The 16,321-nt window shown below is 70.6% G+C and carries 17 protein-coding genes; 5 read left to right on the top strand and 12 right to left on the bottom strand.

Features of this window, described 5'->3' with window-relative positions:
- Positions 1-120: 120 nt before the first annotated feature.
- The 7 genes from AOK17_RS28660 to AOK17_RS28630 all read right to left on the bottom strand — a co-directional run bounded on the left by AOK17_RS28660 (position 121) and on the right by AOK17_RS28630 (position 7,800).
- Positions 121-840, bottom strand: a complete 720-nt coding sequence (locus AOK17_RS28660) for a DUF3159 domain-containing protein (RefSeq protein WP_055615459.1) — start codon at positions 838-840, stop codon at positions 121-123.
- Between the two features lie 3 nt (positions 841-843).
- Positions 844-1,242 carry an OB-fold nucleic acid binding domain-containing protein gene (locus AOK17_RS28655; RefSeq protein WP_055615472.1) on the bottom strand — a complete coding sequence of 133 codons (399 nt, stop codon included), beginning with the start codon at positions 1,240-1,242 and terminating at the stop codon, positions 844-846.
- Positions 1,243-1,322: 80 nt separating this feature from the next.
- Entirely contained in the window at positions 1,323-2,006 is a 684-nt protein-coding gene (locus AOK17_RS28650) for a response regulator (protein ID WP_055615458.1), read from the bottom strand.
- Positions 2,003-4,561 carry a sensor histidine kinase gene (locus tag AOK17_RS28645; RefSeq protein ID WP_055615457.1) on the bottom strand — a complete coding sequence of 853 codons (2,559 nt, stop codon included), beginning with the start codon at positions 4,559-4,561 and terminating at the stop codon, positions 2,003-2,005. The genes AOK17_RS28650 and AOK17_RS28645 overlap by 4 nt, the downstream gene beginning before the upstream one ends.
- A 184-nt stretch (positions 4,562-4,745) precedes the next feature.
- On the bottom strand, positions 4,746-5,438 hold the full coding sequence (locus AOK17_RS28640) for an ABC transporter ATP-binding protein (protein WP_055615456.1): 693 nt from the start codon (positions 5,436-5,438) through the stop codon (positions 4,746-4,748).
- A gap of 59 nt (positions 5,439-5,497) precedes the next feature.
- Positions 5,498-6,724 carry an alginate lyase family protein gene (locus AOK17_RS28635; protein ID WP_107102523.1) on the bottom strand — a complete coding sequence of 409 codons (1,227 nt, stop codon included), beginning with the start codon at positions 6,722-6,724 and terminating at the stop codon, positions 5,498-5,500.
- Positions 6,725-6,906: 182 nt separating this feature from the next.
- Positions 6,907-7,800: a peptidoglycan-binding domain-containing protein gene (locus AOK17_RS28630; protein ID WP_055615454.1), complete on the bottom strand. Its 894-nt coding sequence runs from the start codon at positions 7,798-7,800 to the stop codon at positions 6,907-6,909.
- 200 nt (positions 7,801-8,000) lie between these two features.
- Here AOK17_RS28630 and AOK17_RS28625 point away from each other — a divergent pair, with 200 nt between their 5' ends.
- The 4 genes from AOK17_RS28625 (at position 8,001) to AOK17_RS28610 (ending at position 12,266) form a co-directional block, all read left to right on the top strand.
- Positions 8,001-8,567, top strand: coding sequence for a TetR/AcrR family transcriptional regulator (locus tag AOK17_RS28625; RefSeq protein ID WP_055615453.1), 567 nt, complete (start codon positions 8,001-8,003; stop codon positions 8,565-8,567).
- Positions 8,568-8,727: 160 nt separating this feature from the next.
- Complete coding sequence (locus AOK17_RS28620) at positions 8,728-10,185, top strand: DHA2 family efflux MFS transporter permease subunit (protein WP_055615452.1); 1,458 nt, start codon at positions 8,728-8,730, stop codon at positions 10,183-10,185.
- Positions 10,186-10,232: 47 nt separating this feature from the next.
- Positions 10,233-10,751 carry an SRPBCC family protein gene (locus tag AOK17_RS28615; RefSeq protein WP_055615451.1) on the top strand — a complete coding sequence of 173 codons (519 nt, stop codon included), beginning with the start codon at positions 10,233-10,235 and terminating at the stop codon, positions 10,749-10,751.
- A 144-nt stretch (positions 10,752-10,895) separates the two neighbouring features.
- A complete protein-coding gene (locus tag AOK17_RS28610) occupies positions 10,896-12,266 on the top strand; it encodes a carotenoid oxygenase family protein (RefSeq protein WP_055615450.1) in 1,371 nt (456 codons plus the stop codon).
- An 87-nt stretch (positions 12,267-12,353) separates the two neighbouring features.
- On the opposite strand, the gene AOK17_RS28605 is transcribed toward AOK17_RS28610, so the two are convergent.
- The 3 genes from AOK17_RS28605 to AOK17_RS28595 are packed head-to-tail and all read right to left on the bottom strand — an operon-like array spanning position 12,354 to position 14,225.
- Positions 12,354-13,115: a DUF3710 domain-containing protein gene (locus tag AOK17_RS28605; protein ID WP_055615449.1), complete on the bottom strand. Its 762-nt coding sequence runs from the start codon at positions 13,113-13,115 to the stop codon at positions 12,354-12,356.
- A 1-nt stretch (position 13,116) separates the two neighbouring features.
- A complete protein-coding gene (gene dut, locus AOK17_RS28600) occupies positions 13,117-13,644 on the bottom strand; it encodes a dUTP diphosphatase (RefSeq protein WP_245697418.1) in 528 nt (175 codons plus the stop codon).
- Positions 13,641-14,225, bottom strand: a complete 585-nt coding sequence (locus AOK17_RS28595; RefSeq protein WP_055615448.1) for a PaaI family thioesterase — start codon at positions 14,223-14,225, stop codon at positions 13,641-13,643. The genes dut and AOK17_RS28595 overlap by 4 nt, the downstream gene beginning before the upstream one ends.
- Positions 14,226-14,283: 58 nt before the next feature.
- Between AOK17_RS28595 and AOK17_RS28590 the strand changes: the two genes are divergently transcribed.
- Complete coding sequence (locus AOK17_RS28590) at positions 14,284-14,748, top strand: DUF3093 domain-containing protein (protein WP_055615447.1); 465 nt, start codon at positions 14,284-14,286, stop codon at positions 14,746-14,748.
- A gap of 198 nt (positions 14,749-14,946) precedes the next feature.
- Here AOK17_RS28590 and AOK17_RS28585 read toward each other — a convergent pair whose 3' ends face one another.
- Together AOK17_RS28585 and AOK17_RS28580 are read right to left on the bottom strand one after the other, a co-directional pair.
- Positions 14,947-15,843 (bottom strand): hypothetical protein, encoded by an 897-nt coding sequence (locus tag AOK17_RS28585; RefSeq protein WP_206190851.1) that lies wholly within the window; start codon positions 15,841-15,843, stop codon positions 14,947-14,949.
- A 13-nt stretch (positions 15,844-15,856) separates the two neighbouring features.
- Positions 15,857-16,153, bottom strand: a complete 297-nt coding sequence (locus AOK17_RS28580; RefSeq protein ID WP_005481602.1) for a DUF4193 domain-containing protein — start codon at positions 16,151-16,153, stop codon at positions 15,857-15,859.
- Positions 16,154-16,321 lie beyond the last annotated feature (168 nt).

The raw sequence follows: 16,321 nt of genomic DNA, 5'->3' as shown, positions 1-16,321 counted from the left end.
TCTACGTCTCAGCCCGGTCCGGCACCATCCAGCCCGTCCGGCGTTTGAGGACAAGGCCGTTCAGGCCGATAGCGGAGGTCCGGGGGCGGCAGCCCTCGGGGCACACAAAGGCACCGGTGCCTAATCGGCAGACCGAGCCGCCGCTTCCCGCTCCTTCTCGGCCCGCTCCTCCGCCTCCATCTCGGCGAAGACATCAATCGGCGGCGGAGCCTTCGCCAGGAAGACCCACGTGAGCCAGACCGCGAGCAGGAAGGGCGGGATCTTCAACGCGATCAGGACCCAGCCGAACTGAGTCGTGTCGGCCCACCAGTAGAGCGGGAACAGAATCGCGCACTTGGCGAGCAGGATGAGACCCCAGGCCCAACTGGCCTTCGCGTAGGCCGTCTTACGACCGGGGTTGCGCGTACGCCAGGAGAGGTTCTCCTTGAAGACCGGGCCGAGAATGAGCCCGATCAGCGGAACTCCCGCAAGCGTGGTGATGATGTAGGCGAGGGCGAGTCCGAGCGTGTAGAGCATGCCCGGCAGGTAGAAGTCCTTCGCGTTGCCCGTCATCATCGCGAAGACCACGCCGAAGGCCACACCGAAGACGCCGCTGAAGGCGTGCTTGACGGTGTCCTTCATGACCAGGCGGACCACGACCAGCAGGATCGAGACACCGAGGGCCGCGATGGCGGCCGAGTGCAGGTCCTTGTTGATCGTGAAGATCGTGACGAAGAGCAGGCCCGGCAGGACCGTCTCGATCATGCCCCGCAGACCGCCGAACGCCTCGAAGAGCGCGGCCTCGGTCACCGCCCGCGAATCCCGCTGGGCGTCTTCGGTCGGCTTGTCGAGCGACGTCACCGGCTACTCCCGTCCGAGGGGTCTGAGTTCGTATTTGGGATTGAACAGCACCCGGCGGCCCCGGCTCATCGAGATCCGGCCCGATGCGATCAGCTTGCGCCCCGGTTCTATCCCCACTATGGAGCGCCTGCCGAGCCACACCACGTCCAGGGCTGCCGAACCGTCGAACAGCTCGGCCTCCAGGGCCGGGACACCGGCCCTCGGGCGCAGGGTGACCGTGCGCAAGGTACCAGTAACGGTGACCACCTGTCGGTCCCGGCAGTCACCGATACGCGTACAGCCCGCGGTCTCTGTGTCCTCGCGCAGCTCCTCCGACTCCAGGTCCTCCTGGGAGGAGGAGAGCCGGTCGATCATCCGCCGGAACCGGCCCGCCGGCTTTTCGGAACGAGGAACAGCGCTCATATCTGAAGCGTACCGGGGGGCGCTGACGTCTACGTACCCCTGGTGCCGCCACTCGAACCGGCGTACGACCCGAAGCGGGCTCACTTCTCGAACCGGTACCCCATACCCGGCTCCGTAATGAAGTGGCGGGGATGCGCCGGGTCCGTCTCCAGCTTGCGGCGCAGCTGGGCCATGTAGACCCGCAGATAGTTCGTCTCGGTGCCGTAGGAGGGGCCCCAGACCTCCTGGAGCAGCTGTTTCTGGCTGACCAGGCGGCCCGTGTTGCGCACCAGCACCTCCAGGAGGTGCCACTCGGTCGGGGTGAGGCGCACGTCGCGGCCGTCCCGGTTGACCTTCTTGGCGGCCAGGTCGACGGTGAAGTCCTCGGTCTCGACGATCACGTCCTCCTCGTCGCCCCCGTTGGGCTCGGCACGGCGGACGGCGGCCCTCAGACGGGCCAGCAGCTCGTCCATGCCGAAGGGCTTGGTCACGTAGTCGTCGGCGCCCGCGTCGAGGGCCTCGACCTTCTCGTCGGAGGAGTGCCGGGCGGACAGCACCAGGATCGGCACACGGGTCCAGCCGCGCAGCCCCTTGATCACCTCGACGCCGTCCATGTCGGGCAGGCCCAGGTCGAGCACGACGACGTCGGGGTGCCGGGCGGCAGCGAGCTGGAGGGCGGTGGCGCCGTCGGGGGCCGCGTCGACCTCGTACTTGCGTGCCTTGAGGTTGATCACGAGGGCTCGGGTGATCTGCGGCTCGTCGTCGACCACGAGGACGCGGGTCATGAAGCCTGCCTTTCCGGTTCTGCGAATGCGGTGACGTCCACGAAGGGTGTCGGGTGGGCGGGGGCCGCCCTGAGGGTGAGGACCATGGTGAGGCCGCCGCCGGGGGTGTCCTCGGCGTCGAGGGTGCCGCCCATGGCCTCGGCGAAGCCCCGGGCGACCGCGAGGCCGAGGCCCACGCCGGAGCCGCGCGGGGCGTCCCCGTACCGCTGGAAGGGCGCGAAGATACGGTCCTTCGCCTCGTCCGGGACCCCGCGGCCACGGTCCACCACGCGTACCTCCACACGGTCCCCGAGCGTGCTGGCGGCGACCAGGACCCGCTCGTCGGCGGGGCTGTACTTGACGGCGTTCTCGACGATGTTGGCGACCGAGCGCTCCAGCAGGCCGGGGTCGACGGCGACCATGGGCAGCGTCTCGGGGATCTCCAGCTCGACACTGTCCTCCGGTACTCCGCCGAGGGCCATCGGGACGACCTCGTCGAGGTCGATCTCGCGGATCAGCGGGGTGACCGTGCCGGTCTGCAGGCGGGACATGTCGAGGAGGTTGCCGACCAGGTGGTCAAGCCGGTCGGCGCCCGCCTCGATGCCCTCCAGGAGCTCGGCCTCGTCCTCCTCGGACCAGGCCACGTCGTCGGACCTGAGCGACGACACGGCGGCCTTGATGGCGGCCAGCGGGGTGCGCAGGTCATGGCTGACAGCCGCCAGCAGCGCCGTACGGATGCGGTTGCCCTCGGCGAGTGCGCGGGCCTGCTCGGCCTCCTCCTGGAGGCGCTTGCGGTCCAGGACGACGACGGCCTGGGCGGCGAAGGCGGCGAGCACCCGGCGGTCCTCGGCGGGCAGGACCCGGCCCGAGAGGGCGAGCGCGGTGTGGTCGCCGACCGGCATGTCGACGTCCGCGTCCTCGGGGAGCGTCGGCGGGTGCGGGCCGACGCTGCCGGCGCAGGTCCACGGGTCGACGTCGCTCTCCCGCTCCAGCAGGGCCACCGACTCCATGCCGAAGGTCTCGCGGACCCGCTCCAGCAGGGCGTCCAGGCTCGTCTCGCCGCGCAGGACGCTGCCGGCCAGGAAGGAGAGGATCTCGGACTCGGCCCGCAGCCGGGCGGCCTGGTGGGTGCGGCGGGCGGCCAGGTCCACCACGGAGGCCACCGACACCGCGACGCCCACGAAGATCACGATGGCGACGATGTTCTTGGGGTCGGCGATGGTCATCCGGTGCAGTGGCGGGGTGAAGTAGTAGTTCAGCAGCAGCGAGCCGAGGGCAGCCGAGGCGAGCGCCGGGAGCAGCCCGCCGAGGAGGGCCGCCGCGACGATCAGTGTCAGGAAGAGCAGCATGTCGTTGGCGAGCCCGAGGTTCGACGCGCCATGGGTCAGCAGCAGGGCGAGGAGGGCCGGGCCGACGACGCCGACCAGCCAGCCAGCGATGATCCGGGACCGGCCGAGCCGCGATCCCCGGGCGGCCGGCAGTCCGCGTCCCTTGCCGACCGCGTCGTGCGTGACGATGTGCACGTCCAGGTCGGGCCCCGACTCCCGGGCGACCGTGGCGCCGACACCGGGGCCGAGCACGTACTGCCAGGCCTTGCGCCGCGAGGAGCCCAGCACGATCTGGGAGGCGTTGACCCCGCGGGCGAACTCCAGCAGCGCGGACGGGATGTCGTCGCCGATGACGTGGTGGAAGGTGCCGCCGAGGTCCTCGGCGAGGGTGCGCTGGACGGCGAGTTCCTTGGGCGAGGCGGAGGTCAGGCCGTCGCTGCGGGCGATGTAGACGGCGAGCACCTCGCCGCCGGCGCCCTTCTCCGCGAGCCGGGCGGCACGGCGGATCAGCGTGCGGCCCTCGGGTCCGCCGGTCAGGCCCACGACGATGCGTTCGCGGGCCTGCCAGGTGGAGCGGATGCCGTGCTCGCCGCGGTACTGCTGGAGGTACTCGTCGACGCGGTCGGCGACCCAGAGGAGCGCCAGTTCGCGCAGTGCGGTGAGGTTGCCGGGGCGGAAGTAGTTGGAGAGGGCCGCGTCGACCTTGTCGGGCTTGTAGATGTTGCCGTGCGCCATCCGGCGGCGCAGCGCCTGGGGCGACATGTCGACGAGCTCGATCTGGTCGGCCCGGCGCACCACCTCGTCCGGGACGGTCTCGCGCTGCCGTACTCCTGTTATCGACTCGACGACGTCACCGAGCGACTCCAGATGCTGGATGTTGACCGTGGAGACGACGTCGATCCCGGCGGCGAGGAGTTCCTCGACGTCCTGCCAGCGCTTGGCGTTCCGGGAGCCGGGGACATTCGTGTGGGCCAGTTCGTCCACCAGGGCGACGGCCGGGTCGCGCTCCAGGACTGCGTCGACGTCCATCTCGGTGAAGACGGTGTCCCGGTAGGAGATCTCCCGGCGGGGGATCCGCTCCAGACCGTGCAGCATGACCTCGGTGCGCGGCCGGTCGTAGTGCTCGACGAAGGCCACCACGCAGTCCGTGCCCCGCTCGACGCGTCGGTGCGCCTCGGACAGCATCGCGTACGTCTTGCCGACGCCCGGTGCCGCACCGAGGTAGATCCGAAGCTTGCCGCGTCCCATGGCCCCATTGTCTTCCCAAAACGCACTGCGTACGCTGCGTCGACCTTACGGCCAACAATCCTGACAAATGGGGTGAGGGGTGGGGTGCGGGACGTCTTTGACAGAACCCTGACGCGCCGCCGCGGGCGCCTCCGGACCTCAGGACTCCACGAGCTCGGCTCAGTGCTCGACGGTCCCGTCGCCGCTAGTGCTCCACGATCTCGCCGTCGCTCAGCTCCAGGACCCGGTCGGCGAGGTCCAGGAGGGCCGCGTCGTGGGTGGCGACGAGCGCGGTGACCCGCTCGCTGCGGACGACCGCCCGCAGCAGCTCCATCACGGCGATACCGGTCTCGGCGTCGAGCTGGCCGGTGGGCTCGTCGGCGATGAGGAGCGCGGGCTCGTTCGCTAGGGCGCGGGCGATGGCCACGCGCTGCTGCTGCCCGCCGGAGAGCTCGCCGGGCCGCTGCGCGGCGTGGTCGGCGAGCCCGACCAGGGAGAGCAGCAGCTCGACGCGCTCCTCGCGCTCGCGGGGCTCGGCCCGGCGCAGCCGCATCGGCACGCCCACGTTCTCGGCGGCCGTCAGGATAGGGATGAGACCGAAGGACTGGAAGACGAAGCCGATACGGTCCCGGCGCAGCTCCAGCAGCCCGTTCTCCCCGAGCCCGGAGAGGTCGAGCCCGTCGACGGTGATCCGCCCGTCGTCCGGTTCGTCGAGCCCGCCGACGAGGTTGAGCAGTGTGGTCTTGCCGGACCCCGACCGCCCCTTGAGGGCGACGAGTTCACCGCGCGGTATGTCGAACGAGACGCCGCGCAGGGCGTGTACGGCGGTGGCTCCGCTGCCGTACGAGCGGTGGACGTTCTCGACGCGCACCATCGTTTCGGTGACGACCTGGCTCATGACCCTCCCCCGTGGACCGGGCGCCAGTATCACCGTCCGGCGCCCGGTCGGGCAACGTCTCAGTTCGGGTTGTCGCCGTGCGTGAGGGTCTCCCAGGCGACGAAGAGGTTGTTGCTCCCCGACGGCCGGTTCTGCAGCGTCAACCGCTCGGTGTTGGTCATGACATGGCCGAGGCGGTTGCTCAGGGCGTTGTGGCCCACCTCGGTGATGGGCCCGAGCCCGAGGTGCAGCGTCCCGCCGCACAGCCAGCTCGGAGGCGCCTCGCCCAGCTGGTACTTGGCCTGGAAGCCGAGAGCGTGCCGCAGCCGCTCACCGACGTCGGTGCCGTACAGGTCCTGGCCCTGGATGCGGCTGGTCTCGGCGACGTGCGAGATCGCGGAGATGCCGTATCCGGTGTGCGTGAGGTCGCGGCAGGTCTCCTGGGTCAGCCCGTTGACGAAGGTCGACTGCCCCTGCCAGTAGTTGATGATCTTCTGCGCGGTGTCGAGGTTCTGGCTCGGCACGGTCTTCGGCAGCGCGCCGTCGGAGGACAGATACACGAACGCGGCCGTACGGGTCCGGAACTTCGCCATGGCCTTGTCGTACGACGCCTTGTCCTCCAGGAAGACGGAGATACCGACGGCGGCCTCCATCATCGACAGCTCCCAGTTGCCGTTGGAGTTCGAGCCGTTGATGATCTCGGGGAGGTACACGGTGCGCAGCATGGTCGAGAAGCGGCCCGAGTTCGCCCAGCCGCCGTCGTACGTGTACTTGATGATCTCGGCGGCCTTGGGCCAGGACGAGCCCGCCCAGCCGGTCTGCAGCGGGGCGTTGCTGTTGGTGTGGTCCCGGATCGTCGCGGACCAGGCGTCCATCAGCTCGATCGCCTTCCTCGCGTACCGCGCGTCCCGCGTGACGTACCAGGCGAGGGCCTGGGTGTACGCGGCGATCGCGTCCTCGCGCTCGTCGGTGCAGCCGTTGTTGGGGTTCGAGTACGAGCCGCACTCGACGACGGCCCGTGGCTTGGGGGTGCGCGTGAGCGAGCCGTACTTGCTCGCCAGCATCTGGTCGTACGCGCCCTTCCAGGGCTGCGCGCCGGCGTTGACCTGTTGCCGGGCGAAGTCCAACTGGCCGCGGGAGACGGTGACTCCGGGGTGCGTGAAGGTGGCGGGAGCCGCCTCGGCGCGGTCGGCGGCGGGCCAGGCGAGGGCGCCCGCCAGGAGGGCGGCGACGGTCCCGACGAGCGCGAAGCGGGATCTGCGGCGATGACGTGGAGGTACCGGGGTGTTCAGCATTGTGGGGGACATCCGTTCTCGTATGTGAACACGGAATGCCTTTATGAACACAGGCGTTGGCGGTGACCATAGGTACGGACCAATTTCACGTCAAGAGAAAAGGCAGCAGAAAAGTAGTGCGGGAACGCCAACGGCTCGTGGGGCTCCGGAAGTCGTCCGGAGCCCCACGAGCCGCGTGCTGAGGTGCTGGGGTCTCAGGCCTTGACCGTGAAGCCGTGCTCCTTGCCGAGCCGCTTCAGCGTCGTCTGGCCCGGGATGCCGTTGGCGTCCGTACCGCTGAAGCCGTACCGGCGCTGGAGGCTCGCGTACGCCTCGACCGTCCTGCTGCCGAACGAGCCGTCGGCCCACTGGGCGGGCAGCAACCCCTCGGCGACGAGAGCCTTTTCGACGACGAGGACGTCCGCCTTGTGGGTCTTGCCGCCCTGGGGCAGACCCGGGTCGCGGCGCGCTGCGGCGACGACGTTGCTGAGGTCGACGACCGGCTTCGACGGCGTGGGGCCGCCCGCCCCGGGGGACCCGATCGGGGCCGCCTCGAAGAGCGCGGACTTGTCGATGTTGCCCGGGTCCCAGTGGTCGTTGCCCGGGATGTTGGCGTGGCCGTAGTGGCCGCCCTTGCTCATCCAGATCGTCCGGGGGCGGTTGGTCGCGTCGGCGCCCGAGGTCGCGATGCGGCCGGCCGGGAAGGTGTCCGGGATCTTCCAGGAGCGGATCGCGGCCATCATGGCCCGGTAGTTGGGCCCCGGCTTCCAGGTGGCGGTGAACGGCTTGCCCGCCCGCCCGAGGACCTCGATCTGGATACAGACCTTCCCTACGCGGTTGGTCCGCGTCGAACCGTCGTTGCGCAGCGCGCGGGCGCTCGCGTTCAGCGGCCCGAACTGGCCGAGCCGGTCGGTCGTCGGGTCGTACAGCAGATGCGGCTCGGCGGAGACGCTGATGAGATGCGACGTCACGGAACGGAACGCGTCGTCGCCGGCGCCACTCTCCGTGGTGTGCCAGACGACGCGGCCGGGGATCGACGGATGATCCATCGCGCCTCCGATGCTCCCGTCGCCCAGCCGCTGCGCCTTCTCGATCCAGTTCGTACCCATGCCGGGCCCCCCGTGCTCTCTGTTACGTAGTCGGTAAGTCGTGGGTGGTACAGGCGAGTTGACGGTTCGGCGCCAGCTCCGCCCTGGGTGACGCAGCGTAGCCACTCCCGGGTTCCGGTTCAGACGTTTCTTTGTTTTTTCAGCGCAACGGGTGGCTCCCGCCCTTGACTGCGAAAAAGTGTGAGTGGTTGAGTACTCACATGCAGACGGAACGACGCCGCCAACTGTCCACCGCCGACGAGCGCCGCGAGACGGTGCTCCGCACCGCCATCGGCGCCTTCGCCTCACGGGGCTACTTCGGCACGACGACCACGGAGGTGGCCAAGGCCGCCGGAATCTCCCAGGCGTACGTCTACCGGCTGTTCCCGAACAAGGAGTCCCTGTTCGCCGCGGTCGTCGAGCACTGCTTCGTCAGGGTGCGCGAGAGCCTGGAAGGGGGCGCGGCCGAGGCGAAGGGCAGCTCCCCGGAGGCGGTGCTCTCCTCGATGGGCGATGCCTACGCCCGCCTGATCAGCGACAACGACCTGCTGCTCGTCCAACTGCACGCCCAGGCGGCAGCGGTCTCCGTACCCGCGATCCGGGACGCCGTACGAGCGGGGTACGCCCGCACGGTGGAGTACGTGCGCGGCGCCTCCGGGGGCGACGACCGGCAGGTCCAGGAGTTCTTCGCCGTCGGCATGCTCTGCCATCTCGTGGTGTCGATGGAGGCGCAGGAAGTGGACGCCCCATGGACGCGCACGCTCACGGCGGGCATCCGGCACTACTGACGAGCCCGCCGTCGGCGGGGCGAGGAGTCACCGAGGGGTCACCTTTCACTCTCCGACAGCCCGCTTCTTCTTCGAGCCAAAGAGTGAGTGGTCAACCACACATACTCATAGCGGCCAAGAACTCACAGGAACTCACAGGAACCCCGAGAAAGGGACCCCGATGTCCAGCACGCGAAAGGGAGCAAGGGCGGTCCGCCCCGGCGCCGCCCTCGCGGTCCTCGCCGCCGCCCAGTTCGCCGTCGCGCTCAGTACGTCGATCGTCAACGTCGCCCTGCCCGCGGTCCGCGACGGCGTCGGTCTTTCGGACTCCGGCATGTCCTGGGTCGTGAACTCCTACGGCCTCGCCTTCGGAGCGCTGCTCCTGCTGGGCGGACGGACCGCGGACCTCGCCGGCCGGCGCCGCGTCCTCCTCGGAGGCCTCGCGCTGTTCGCCGCGGCCTCGGTCGCCGCGGGCCTCGCCACCGGCCCGTGGGCGCTGATCACCGCCCGCACCGCACAGGGTGTCGGAGCCGCCGCCGTGGCACCGGCCGCGCTCTCCCTGGTCATGCGGCTCTTCCCGCCGGGACCCGGGCGCGCCAAGGCGATCGGGGTCTGGGGCGCGGTGTCCGGCGCCGGCGGAGCCGCCGGAGTCCTGCTCGGCGGGGTGCTCACCGAGGGCCTGGGCTGGCCGTGGGTCTTCCACGTGTCCGGACTCGGCGCGGCCGTCGTGCTCATCGGCACCCTGGTGCTGGTCCCCGCCTCACCGCCCGACGACGGCGCTCCCGGGCGGCTCGACCTCGTCGGCACCCTCACCGTCACGGCCGGACTGGTCGCGCTGGTGTACGGGCTCACGTCGGCCGGACGCTCCGGCTGGACCGACCCCTGGGTGCTCGGCTCCCTGGGCACGGCGGCCGTGCTGCTCGCGCTGTTCCTCCTGGTCGAGCGGCGCCACCCCGCTCCGCTGCTGCCACCGCGCCTGTGGACGGAGGGGCTGGTGGCGCCCGCCAACCTCGTCATGACGCTGCTGGGGGCCGTCTGGGTCGGCCTGTTCTTCTTCCTGCCGCTCTATCAGCAACAGGTCCTCGGCGCCGGGCCGTTGGAGACGGGGCTGTCCCAACTCCCCCTGGCGGCGGCGAACATGCTCGGCTCCTGGTTCGCCCCGCGGCTCTCCCGCCGGCTCGGCCCGCACATCACGCTCGCCGCGGGCCTGCTCACCCAGGCCGCCGGGCTGCTGTGGCTGTCCCGGATCACGGCGGACGGCAGCTACCCGGCCGACCTGCTCGGCCCGATCCTCGTGATCGGCCTCGGCCTCGGCACCGCGTTCGTCCAGCTCACCGGGGCCGCCGTGACCGGCGTACGGCCCGCCGACTCGGGTCTGGCCAGCGGCCTGGTCAACACCACCCGGCAGATCGGCGGAGCCGTGGGCCTGGCCGTCCTCGGCACACTCGCCGCCTCCCGTACGGCAGCCGCCGCGCACCACCACTCCCCCGCGGCGGCCCTCACCGAGGGCTACCGGCTCGCCTTCCTCGTCTCGGCGGCCGTACTCGCCGTCGCCGCCGCACTGACTCCCCTCCTGTCCCGCCGCCTCGCGGCACAGCCCCGGACCGAGGAGGCCCTGACCCCCACTCCCACGCGCTGAACGCCCGTCCGACACCCACAGCGACACCCGCAGAAGGAGATCCCGCCATGACCGCCGAGAACCCCAAGCACCCCAAGAACTCCCAGAACACACCCGCCCACTCCGTCGACGAGGACGCCCCCGTCGTCGTACGGCTCTCGACCACCATCGACGCCCCGCTCGCGACCGTATGGGCCCTACACACGGACATCGGGTCGTGGGCCGACTGGAACACGGACATCGACAGCGTCGACTTCGACGGCCCGCTCGCCCCGGGCGCCTCCTTCCGGTGGCTCACCCACGGCCTCGACATCACGTCCACGATCCGCGAGGTCGTGCCCGACGAGCGGATCGTCTGGGGCGGCCCGGCGCACGGCATCGAGGGCGTCCACGTCTGGACCTTCGAGGAGAACTGCGAGCGGACCGGTGAAGCGGCGACCGGCGAGCGGACCGTGACGGTCCGCACCGAGGAGTCCTGGGCCGGAGCCCCGATCGAGGAACGCCCCGAGGAGATGCGCGAGGCACTGCGGCAGTCCCTGGAGAGCTGGCTGAGCCGCCTGCGGTCCGAGGCCGAGCGCCGCGCCTGACGCCGTACAGCGCGCGCACGGCCGTCATACGGCGCGCGAGGTGCCCACGTACGCCGGTGTCACCCGCCCCCTCCCCCACTCCACGAGAAGCCAGTCCGCAGGCCCCCATCCACAAAGCGAGAACCCACCAGAAAGGTCACCGTCATGAGCGTCGACAAGCCATACCTGACCGGCCACTACACCCCCGTAGCCGACGAGATCACCGCCACCACGCTCCCCGTCGAGGGCACGCTGCCGCCCGAACTGACCGGCCGGCTGATCCGCAACAGCCACAATCCGAAGCCCGGCATCACCCCCACCCACTGGTTCAAGGGCAGCGGCATGGTGCACGGCGTACGGCTGCGTGAGGGGCGCGCGGAGTGGTACCGCAACCGCTGGGTGCACACCCCGGCGCTCGAAGGCGCCCCTTATATGACCGAGCAGGGCCCCGACCTGACCGCCAGCACCGCGGGCACCCACGTCATCGAGCACGCCGGACGCCTCCTCGCGCTCTGCGAGGCGAACCTCCCCTTCGAGCTGACCGCCGACCTGGAGACCGTGGGCGCGTACGACTTCGGCGGCAAGCTGACGTCGGCGATGACCGCGCACCCCAAGGAGGACCCGGCCACCGGCGAACTGCACTTCTTCTCCTCGTCCCCGTTCCCGCCCTATCTGATCCACCACGTGGCCTCGCCCGACGGCCAGGTCCTCGACACCCAGGAGGTCCCGGACGCGAGCGCCGCGCTCAAGCACGACTTCGCCATCACCGAGCACCACGTCGTGTTCCTGGAGGGCTCGGTCACCTTCGACCCCGCCGAGCACTCCGGCATCCCGTACGGCTGGAGCGACGCCCAGCGGTCCCGTATCGGGGTCATGCCGCGCGGCGCGGGAGGCGCGGCCCGCATCCGCTGGTTCGAGGTCGACCAGGGCTACGGGATGCACTTCGCCAACGCCTACGAGGACGCGTACGGCCGGATCGTCGTCGAGGGCCCGACGGTGGGCCGTACCGGCTGGCAGCGCTCCTGGAACTGGTGGGTCGGCGCCCCGGACCGCGGCGCGGAGCCCAACTCCGGTTCCAGGACGAGGCGCTGGACCGTCGACCTCGCCGCGGGCCGCGTGAAGGAGGAGCAGACCGACGACCTGACCGTCGAGTTCCCCACCATCAACGACGCCTTCACCGGCCGCGAGCACCGCTATCAGTACGCGCTGTCGTTCCCCGACGACCTGGGCATCGGCAACCACACGCTGGTCAAGTACGACCGCCGGGACGGCACCCGCCAGCTGCGGCCGTTCGGCAACGGCCAACTGCCCAGTGAGGCCGTGTTCGTCCCCGCGGCCGACGCCACCGGCTCCTCCGGCTCCTCCGACGAGGACGCCGGATATCTGCTCACCGTCGTCAGCGATCTGAACGCCGACGCGTCCAGGCTGCTCGTCCTGGACGCCTCGGACCTGTCCCTGCCGCCGGTCGCGACGGTCCGTCTGCCGCGCCGAGTACCGGCGATGATCCACGGCTCGTGGATCCCGGACGCCGCCTGACGGGAGGTCCCGGGAAACGACGAAACGGCGGTGGGCCGCACTCCCCCGAGGGGAGTGCGGCCCACCGCCGTACTTCCTTGTACGTGCCTACCGGACCTCGGTGATCTCCGGTCCGCGCTGCAACTGCCCCATGCCGCCGGAGAAGCGGGAACCTGCCTGCTCCTCCTGCTGGACGCCCTCGGCGACCATCTGCGCGTCGTCCGGGAGCTTCAGGACGATCGGGTCGCGCGGGGCCATCGGGCCCTCACCGCGGACCACCACGGTGTCCCGGAAGATCGACTCCAGTACGCCGCCGCTCTGCGGCTGCACGGCGCCCTGGCCGGAGATCACTCCGCGCAGGAACCAGCGGGGCCCGTCCACGCCGATGAACCGGACGACCTGGAAGCCGCCCGTCCCGTCCGGCAGCTGCACCGGTACCTGCGCGCGCAGCTCCCAGCCCAGCGGGCCCTCGACCTCGTCGATGACACCGCCCTGCTGGGTGATGCCGGTGGCGATCTCCTCGCGCACCTCGCCCCAGATGCCCTCGCGCTTGGGGGCGGCGAAGGCCTGCAGCTGGACGGCGCTGTCCTTGAGCACCACGGTGGCCGCGACGATGGCGTCGCCCGCGACCTCCACCCGGAGCTCCATGCCGTCGACCCCGGGCACGAAGAGACCGCCCAGGTCGACCCGGCCCTCGGCCGGATCCCGGACCTCTGTGCTGTCCCAGGGGCCGTCGGGGCGCGGCTCGGGCTCAAGCCTCACGCGCTCGCGCTCCGCGTCGTCCGCCTCAGTGTCGACACTGTCGACGACCTGCTCGGCCTCGCCCGCCGCGTCCTCGGCGGCACTGCCCTTCTTGCGACGTCCGAACACGTCACTGTCCTTCCCGGTCGGATACGACCGAAGCGTATCGATTCCCACCCGCTGTGCCGCCCACAGCGGCATGCCCGCCGGTGGACCCGAAGCCCCCCGCGGCCCGCGCCGAGTCGGGAAGCTCCGCCACCTCCTGGAAGCGCACCTTCTCGACCTGCTGGACGACCAGTTGGGCAATCCGGTCGAAGCGCTCGAACCGCACGGACTCGCGCGGGTCGAGATTCACCACGATCACCTTGATCTCCCCACGGTACCCGGCATCAACCGTCCCCGGGGCATTCACCAGAGCGACACCGCAGCGGGCGGCGAGCCCGGAACGCGGGTGCACGAAGGCCGCGTACCCCTCTGGGAGCGCGATGCACACTCCCGTGGGCAGCACGGCCCTCTCGCCGGGTTCCAGAACGCGGCTCTCCGTCGTCCGGAGGTCCGCGCCGGCGTCGCCGGGGTGCGCGTATTCCGGAAGCGGTACGTCCGGATCGACGCGCTTGATCAGCACGCCCACGGGAGTCGTGGTCGGGGTCGGGGTCACGGGTTCACCTCGAAGGCACGGGCACGACGGACCTGGTCGGGGTCGTCCATGGCCGCGCGGATCTCCTCCGGGCGGCCGTTGTCGATGAAGTGCTCCACCTTCACCTCCAGGAAGAGGGCGTCCGCGCGCACGGCGACGGCCCCGTCCGGGCCGCCGATCCGTCCGGTGGCGGACGAGTAGATCTTGCGCCCCGCCACCGCCGTCACCTCGGCCTCCAGGTACAGCACGGTGCCGACGGGCACGGGCCGTACGAAGTCGGTCTCCAGCCGTCCGGTCACCGCGATGGTGCGCAGCAGCCAGTTCAGCGAACCGAGGGTCTCGTCGAGTGCGCTCGCGAGGACTCCGCCGTGCGCGAGGCCGGGAGCGCCCTGATGGGCCGGCTTCACGGTGAACTCGGCGGTGATCCTCACCCCCTCGCCCGCGCGGGCCTCCAGGTGCAGTCCGTGCGGCTGGTCTCCGCCGCAGCCGAAACACTGGCCGTAGTGCGCGCCGAGCAGCTCGCCGGGCGCGGGCGCGTCGGGATGCCTCACCGGCGCCACGGCGTCGGCCGGGGGCCGCAGAGCTGAAGATGTACCACTCACAGGCGCAGACCTTACCTCCGCGTCAGCGCCGCGCACGCACCGTGGCAGGCTAGGCCGTATGCAGCTTTCCGCCTCGCCGTACGAAGAACGTCTGACCGCGCCCCGTTCCTGGTGGTTCATCAGCCTGCTGGTGGGTCTCTCGATGGCCCTGATCCTGCTGCCGTTCGGCACGCTTCCCCTGCTGGGGGGCCTTGTCGGCGGCACGGCGGTCGCGGCGGTGGCGGCCAGTTCGTACGGCTCCGTGCGGATCCGTGTGGTGGCCGGCTCCCTGATCGCGGGCGACGCGAAGATCCCGGTCTCGGCCCTCGGCGAGGCCCATGTCCTCGACCCGGAGGAGACGCGCGCCTGGCGCACGTTCAAGGCCGACACACGCGCCTTCATGCTCCTGCGCTCCTACATCCCGACGGCGCTCCGCGTCGAGGTCACCGACCCGGCCGACCCGACCCCGTACCTGTACCTGTCGACCCGCGACCCGGAGCGCCTGGCCGCGGCACTGGAAGCGGCCCGGACGACGACGGCGTAGCTGACGGCGACGGCCTAGGTGACGGCAACGGCGTAGATCCGGCCGGATCCACTCCCGGTCCCGATCCCGGACTGCCTCCCGGCTCCCGACTCCCGGCCGAGTTCGGGCCGTGCTCGCACTCGTGTCCCGTACGGAAACTTTCCCTTCCGCGGGTCAGAACTTTGCCTGCCAGGGCCGGGGGAATGAGGTCAGCGGGGGTCAGCGCCCCAGCTCCTTGGGGATCTCCCCGACGCGCAGCGGATCGGCGGGCTTCTCCAGGGGCGGCAGCGCCGGCAGCGCGTCCCACGGCACCTGCGCCTTGCGGAGGTCCTTGCGGATGCGCTCCGCGAGCTTTCTCGTGTCACGGCGGTTCATCACCGCCCCGACGGCGGCGCCGACCATGAACGGCATCAGGTTCGGCAGGTTTCTGACCATGCGCTTCATGATCTGCTGGCGCAGCTCGCGCTTCAGCTGGCCTCCGAGGGCCGCGTTGATCGTCGACGGTTTGGTCACGTCGATTCCGCGCTCCTCCGACCACGAACTCAGATACGTGGTGGAGCGCTGCTTCAGACTGCCCGGCGGCCGCAGGCCGTAGACCTCGTACAACTCCGCGATCATCTTCATCTCGATCGCGGCCACGCCGGTGATCTCGGCGGCCAGCTCCGTGGGCATCGCCGGAGGTACGGGCATCATCGCGGCCGCGCCGATTCCCGCGCCCACCGTGGAGGTCGCGTTGCAGGCGCCCGCCACGATCTTGTCCGCGAGCTGCTCGGGGCCGAGGCCCGGGAACTGCCTGCGGAGGGTCGCGAGGTCCCGTACGGGGATACGCGGGGCGTTCTCGATGATGCGGTCGGTGAGGTACGCCAGGCCCGCCCTGGCGCGGCTGCCGCCCTTACGGACACCTTCCTTCACCCCGTGGCCGACAGCGGCGGCCCTGCGTTTGGCGACAGGCGCCTTGGGAACCGGCACCTCCAGGGCGCCGGAGGCGCCTGTCGCGTCCACTGCTTCGAGCGAGGCCGGGTGGCCCCGCTCGTCGTCACGCATGCCGTCCGAGGACGGACCGGCCGCTCCCTGGTCACGAAAGCGGCGCTTCCAGGGCGGGGTCGAGCCTGTCACGGCCGACCCTGCCTCAGTCGCAGTCGCGGCAGATCGGCTGGCCGTTCTTCTCGCGGGCCAGCTGGCTGCGGTGGTGGACCAGGAAGCAGCTCATGCAGGTGAACTCGTCCTGCTGCTTCGGCAGGACCCGGACGGCCAACTCCTCGTTCGAGAGGTCCGCGCCGGGCAGTTCCAGGCCTTCTGCAGCCTCGAACTCGTCCACGTCGACCGCCGAAGTCGACTTGTCGTTCCGGCGAGCCTTCAGTTCCTCAAGGCTGTCCGAATCGACGTCGTCGTCGGTCTTGCGTGGGGTGTCGTAATCCGTTGCCATGTCGCTCTCCCCCTCTGGGTGTCTGCGGTGTCTCCAGCGCACGTAACGCGTGAGAGGCCGGACTTGTGCCCGACCCGAGGCGGAGATTTTGCCTCACATCAAGGTCTGTTACTCAATCGACACCCAATCGGACCCCTCAAGAGTGATCGGCTTGGATGGCGAACGGGA

It is taken from the genome of Streptomyces phaeochromogenes (genome assembly GCF_001418655.1).
Lineage (GTDB): Bacteria > Actinomycetota > Actinomycetes > Streptomycetales > Streptomycetaceae > Streptomyces > Streptomyces phaeochromogenes.
Note: the sequence above shows the minus strand (reverse complement) of the source record. Positions and strands in the feature narration are given on the sequence as shown.